The sequence below is a fragment of the Lutibacter sp. genome (assembly GCF_040883305.1).
In the GTDB taxonomy this organism is placed as follows: Bacteria; Bacteroidota; Bacteroidia; order Flavobacteriales; family Flavobacteriaceae; genus Lutibacter.
Genome location: NZ_JBFLKT010000073.1, coordinates 1 through 6,139, shown reverse-complemented (window position 1 = coordinate 6,139; position 6,139 = coordinate 1). Strand labels below are relative to the sequence as shown.

The window sequence follows — 6,139 nt, the reverse complement described above, 5'->3', positions numbered from 1 at the left end:
TATAAAGTTTCGATCCTTTTTTAAACATATTTTGTGTATTTTGAAGTTATTAAAATAAAAACTTTAATTGAGTGCCAAAAATTTTTATAGTAAGTTTGCAAGGTTTTATGGAAAACACAAAAATATACATTAAATTATAAAATATCAATGCTTAACGTACATAATTTATCGGTTTCATTTGCCGGTACCGATTTATTTTCGGAAATAACTTTTAAGTTAAATAAAGGAGATAGAGTTGGACTAATTGGAAAAAATGGAGCAGGAAAATCTACCTTATTAAGAGTTATTTCTCAAGATATTGAAAGTTCTGGAGGAACCATGGCTTTTGATAAAGATATTCGTATTGGATTTTTGCGTCAGGATATTGATTTTGAAGAAGGGAGAACTATTTTAGATGAAGCATATCAAGCTTTTGAAGAGATTAAACAAATAGAAGCTAAATTAGAACAAATTAATCTCGAATTAGCAGAAAGAACAGATTATGAAAGCGATTATTACCACGATTTAATGGTTGATGTTAACGAATATACACATCGTTACGAATTGTTAGGAGGTTATAATTATAAAGGAAATACCGAAAAAATACTACAAGGTTTAGGATTTCAAAGAGAAGATTTTGATAAGTTAACCGATACATTTTCTGGAGGTTGGCGTATGCGTATTGAATTGGCTAAATTATTATTACAAAATAATGATATTTTATTATTGGATGAGCCGACTAACCATTTAGATATTGAATCTATTATTTGGTTGGAAAATTTCTTGAAAAATTATACGGGTGCAATTGTACTGGTTTCACACGATAAAATGTTTTTAGATAACGTAACAAACAGAACTATTGAAATTTCTTTAGGTAAAATTTACGATTATAAAAAACCATATTCACAGTTCTTATTATTGCGTGGAGAAATAAAAGAAAAACAATTACAAGCACAGAAAAATCAAGAGAAGGAAATTAAAGCCACACAATTATTAATTGATAAATTTAGAGCCAAAGCTAACAAAGCTACAATGGCGCAATCTTTAATAAAAAAACTGGATAAAGTTGAACGTATAGAAGTTGATAGTGATGACAATGCAGTGATGAATGTTCGCTTTCAAATTTCAAAAGAACCAGGGAAAATAGTTGTTGAAGCTGAAGATTTATCTAAAAACTACGGAAGTAAACATGTTTTAGAAAATGTAGACTTATTAATTGAAAGAAATAGTAAAATTGCATTTGTTGGGCAAAATGGACAGGGAAAATCTACTTTGGCAAAAATTTTAGTTGGTGAAATTGCACACGGCGGACATTTAAAATTAGGGCATAATGTTGAAATTGGATATTTTGCTCAAAATCAATCTGAATATTTAGAACCAGAGAAATCTGTGTTAGAAATAATGCAAGATGCGGCAACCGATACAAATAGAGCTAGAGTAAGAGATATGTTAGGCTCGTTTTTGTTTAGCGGTGAAGCTGTTGATAAAAAAGCTAAAATGCTTTCAGGAGGCGAAAGAAACAGGTTGGCACTTTGTAAATTATTGCTTTCTCCATTCAATGTTTTAATAATGGATGAGCCTACAAATCACCTAGATATTGCTTCAAAAAATGTATTAAAACAGGCACTTCAAAATTTTGATGGAACACTAATTGTAGTTTCGCACGACAGGGATTTTTTACAAGGTTTAACAAAAACGGTTTATGGGTTTAAAGATAAAGTTATTAAAGAGTATTTAGGTGATATTGACTTTTTCTTGGAACAACATCAAATTGAAAACTTAAGAGAAGCAGAAAAAAGAACTGTTATTGAAAAGAAACCGGATACAGCTAAAAAAGAAACCGTTCAATTATCCAGAGAAGCAGAAAAGGAGCTAAAAAAGTTAAAGAATAAACTTAGTAAAATAGAGGTTGAAATAGATGTTCTGGAAAAAGAAATTTTAGAATTAGACGAAGCACTTGCTAAAGATTATGAAGCAACTGTTGCTAAGCCAGATTTTTTTGAGAACTATAAAGCTAAAAAGCATCAAATAGAACTTTTGATGGAAGCTTGGACAGAACTGGAAGAAAAAATTGAAGTGTGTTCTTAGAATCTAAAATAAGCGATATTCAACAAGTCCATTTTTCTGAAATTGCAGATTCAGGTATTTCTTTATTTATAAAACGAGAAGATAAATTACACCCTTTTATTTCTGGGAATAAATACCGTAAATTAAAATACAACCTTGTTGAAGCTAAAAAACAGCAAAAAGAAACATTAATTACTTTTGGAGGTGCATATTCCAATCATATTGCGGCTGCCGCTGCTGCTAGTTCGCAATTCGGTTTTAAAACTATTGGAGTTGTTAGAGGTGAAGAATTAGCTGATAACTTGAAAGAAGTACTTCAACAAAACCCAACTTTAAAGTTTGCTTCAAAACATAAGATGCAATTTCATTTTGTTTCTAGAAGTGCATACAGAGAAAAAACTTCCCAAGAATTTATAGATAATTTAAAAGAACAATTTGGTGATTTTTATTTAGTTCCAGAAGGAGGAACAAACACCTTTGCCGTTAAGGGATGTGAAGAAATTTTAACGGATAAAGATGCTGTTTATGATGTAATTTGTTCATCCGTTGGAACAGGTGGAACAATTTCAGGCATTATAAATTCAACAAAAAAACATCAAAAAACTATTGGTTTCCCTGCTTTAAAAGGTGATTTTCTTCAAAATGAAATTAAGAAATATGTACGAACTAACAAAAATTGGAGTTTAAATACTGATTATCATTTTGGAGGATATGCAAAAGTTTCGGAAAGGTTAATTCATTTTATTAATAAATTTAAGCTAGAAACAGGGATTCCATTAGATCCGGTTTACACAGGTAAAATGCTATTTGGTATTATAGATTTAATAAAAAAAGGTTATTTTGAAAAAGGAAATAGCATTTTAGCAATTCATACTGGAGGTTTACAAGGAATTGAGGGAATGAATGTATATTTGAAAAAGAAAAATTTAGTAGAAATAATATAATTATGAAATTAAAATATTTTTTAATTGGAGTTCTAACACTTAGCTTGGTTGTAAGTTGTAAATCTAAAAAGAAGCTTGCGAAGAAAGCCGAAACTTCACGTAAGGAGATGATTATAAAATCTACAGACGATTTTGATTCTAAGGAGGTTACTGTAGTGTCGAACACAAATTCAACTATCAGAAATTCAACGTTGGATTATATTGAGCAGTTTAAAGATGCGGCTATGAGAGACATGCGCAACTATAATATTCCTGCAAGTATTAAGTTAGCGCAAGGTATTTTAGAATCATCAAGTGGTAATAGTCAATTAACAAAAAGATCGAACAATCACTTTGGCATTAAATGTCATAAAGGTTGGCAAGGAGACAGAACCTATCACGACGACGACGAAAAAGGAGAATGTTTTAGAGTGTATAAAGATCCGGCAAATTCTTATAAAGATCATTCGTTATTTTTAACAAGTAGATCGAGGTATTCTAGTTTATTCAACATAAAACAAGGCGATTATGTTAAATGGGCAAAAGGCTTGAGTAAAGCGGGATATGCTACAGATAGACGTTATCCAGCAAAATTAATTGCAATTATTGAAAAGTACGATTTACATAAATACGATACTGAAGTTTTAGGGAAGTCTTTTGAATATCCAAAAAATAATGATTTAAAAAATCATATAGTAGCTAAAGGAGATACGTTGTATTCACTTTCAAGAAAATATGGTTTAACTGTTGATGATCTTAAAAAAATTAATAGTTTGGATTCAAATACGATTAGTGTTGGACAAACATTGAGAGTGTCTAAATAAAAAAAGCGCTGCACATTGCAACGCTTTTAACATCAATCAAATATGAAAACTAACCTCTATTATTTAACTGTTTTCGAGAGCCTTTGTTGCTTCTATTTCCTTTAGTGTTTCCTTTTTTCTTATTAGCATTTCTCATAACTTTTTGATTCATAGTTTCCCATTTTTCAAATTGGTTTTCAGAAAGAATTTTTTTCATTTCAGCTTTATGAGCTTGTTGTTTTGTTAAACGCATATTTTCACGCTCAAAACGTTCATCATTCGTTAGACCTATGCCATCTTGTTTGTTCTTTTGAAAAGCAGCCCTGGTTTGTTCGCGCTCTTTAGCATTTTTTAGCATCAACTTTTCAACTTCTTTTTGTTGTTTTTCATTTAAATCTAATCGCAAGGCTAATTTTTTAGATTGTATTGTTGCTCTTTGTTCTGGAGTATATTGCGCTTTTTGTTGTCTTTGTCCTTGTCTTTGTGCTGAAATAGTCAAAGAAAATAACATAATTACTAAAGTTAATCCTACTAATTTTTTCATAATATTAAATATTTTAATGTGTTTTTATACCTCTTTGACTGTACTGAAATTAAAAGGTTTAAAAGCTTAACACTCATTAACATTCGTTAACACATTTGATTTTAAATTAAGATCTAAAGAATCTTATTCAGAATAATTATAAATAGTGTATTTTTGCAAAATATGATGCATAAACTTTCAGATTGGTTACCTACAACAAATAAAGAGGTAAAACTTAGAGGTTGGGAAGAATTAGATGTAATTCTTTTTAGCGGAGATGCTTATGTAGATCATCCTGCATTTGGACATGCTGTTGTTGGTAGAATTTTAGAAAGTTACGGTTTACGTGTTGCAATAGTTCCACAACCTAGTGTAAACGATAATTTACAAGATTTTACAAAGCTTGGAACTCCAAAACTATTTTTTGCTGTTACAGGCGGTTGTATGGACCCAATGGTTAGTAATTACACTGCTAGCAAAAGAAGACGTGATAAAGATGCCTATACTCCCAACGGAGATAAAGGTTTTAGACCAGATTATGCAACTACAGTTTATAGTAATATATTAAAAGAAAAATTCCCTGATGTTCCTGTTTTAATTGGTGGTATTGAAGCTTCTTTACGAAGAGTTACGCATTACGATTATTGGAGTGATACACTAAAACCTACAATTTTAGAGGAATCTAAAGCAGATTTATTAGTGTACGGAATGGGAGAACAACCATTGCGAGAAATTGTAAATTTATTACAAAAAGGGGTTCCGTTTTCAGGTTTAACAACTATAAAACAGACTGCTTTTTTGTTAAATAAAAATGAAGAAGTTCCGAAAAATAAAAATTGGGAAGATGTTTCTATTCATTCACATGAAGTTTGTTTGAAGGATAAAAAGTTATTTGCTTCAAATTTCAAAATAATTGAACAAGAGTCTAATAAATTGTTTGCAAATAGAATTTTTCAGGATGTTGGGAATTCAAAATTGGTTATAAATCCGCCTTATGAAACGATGACGGAAGTTGAAATTGATGCTTCGTTCGATTTACCTTTTACACGACTTCCACATCCAAAATATAATAAGCGTGGTGCAATACCTGCGTTTGAAATGATTAAGTTTTCCATAAATATACATAGAGGTTGTTTTGGAGGTTGTAGTTTTTGTACTATTTCTGCACATCAAGGAAAATTTATTGCTAGTAGAAGTCAGGAATCTATTTTAAAAGAAGTAGATCAGGTTGCGAATATGCCAGATTTTAAAGGCTATTTATCCGATATTGGTGGACCTTCTGCAAATATGTACAAAATGAAAGGTAAAGTTCAAGAAATTTGCGACAAATGTGTTGCTCCTTCTTGTATTTCACCAGTAATTTGTCATAATTTAGATACTTCGCACAAACCTTTAACAGAATTATATCAGGCAGTTGATAAACATCCAAAAGTCAAAAAATCTTTTATTGGAAGCGGAATCAGACACGATATGTTAGTGCCTGAATTTAATAAAAAAGCTGACCCAAAGGAATTAGATGCTTATACTGAAGAAGTGATGACCAAACACGTTTCTGGGAGATTAAAAGTTGCTCCAGAACATTCTTCCGATCCAGTTTTAAAATTAATGCGAAAACCTTCATTTAAATATTTTCATATGTTTAAAGATCGTTTCGATAAAATTAATATTCGTAAGAAATTAAACTTACAATTAATACCGTATTTTATATCAAATCATCCGGCTTGTGAAGTTGAAGATATGGCAAATTTAGCTGCTGAAACAAAAGATATGGGATTTCAATTGGAGCAAGTTCAAGGATTTACTCCAACACCTATGACAGTTGCAACAGTAATTTATTATAGCGG

General features: G+C 30.6%; 5 protein-coding genes. 4 read left to right on the top strand and 1 reads right to left on the bottom strand.

All coding sequences use genetic code 11. The annotated features are described in order from the left end of the window. Positions 1-147 precede the first annotated feature (147 nt). Genes AB1Z17_RS02270 through AB1Z17_RS02260 form a run of 3 tightly spaced genes read left to right on the top strand, consistent with a single transcriptional unit; the run spans position 148 to position 3,793 of the window. Complete coding sequence (locus AB1Z17_RS02270) at positions 148-2,067, top strand: ABC-F family ATP-binding cassette domain-containing protein (RefSeq protein WP_368050168.1); 1,920 nt, start codon at positions 148-150, stop codon at positions 2,065-2,067. Positions 2,068-2,084: 17 nt separating this feature from the next. After that, a complete protein-coding gene (locus AB1Z17_RS02265) occupies positions 2,085-2,990 on the top strand; it encodes a 1-aminocyclopropane-1-carboxylate deaminase/D-cysteine desulfhydrase (protein WP_368050169.1) in 906 nt (301 codons plus the stop codon). Between the two features lie 2 nt (positions 2,991-2,992). Next, a complete protein-coding gene (locus tag AB1Z17_RS02260) occupies positions 2,993-3,793 on the top strand; it encodes a glucosaminidase domain-containing protein (protein WP_368050167.1) in 801 nt (266 codons plus the stop codon). Positions 3,794-3,842: 49 nt separating this feature from the next. Here AB1Z17_RS02260 and AB1Z17_RS02255 read toward each other — a convergent pair whose 3' ends face one another. After that, positions 3,843-4,316 (bottom strand): hypothetical protein, encoded by a 474-nt coding sequence (locus AB1Z17_RS02255; protein ID WP_368050166.1) that lies wholly within the window; start codon positions 4,314-4,316, stop codon positions 3,843-3,845. A 162-nt stretch (positions 4,317-4,478) separates the two neighbouring features. Between AB1Z17_RS02255 and AB1Z17_RS02250 the strand changes: the two genes are divergently transcribed. Continuing rightward, positions 4,479-6,139 (top strand): YgiQ family radical SAM protein (locus tag AB1Z17_RS02250; RefSeq protein ID WP_368050165.1); only part of this gene is annotated, 1,661 nt, incomplete at its 3' end.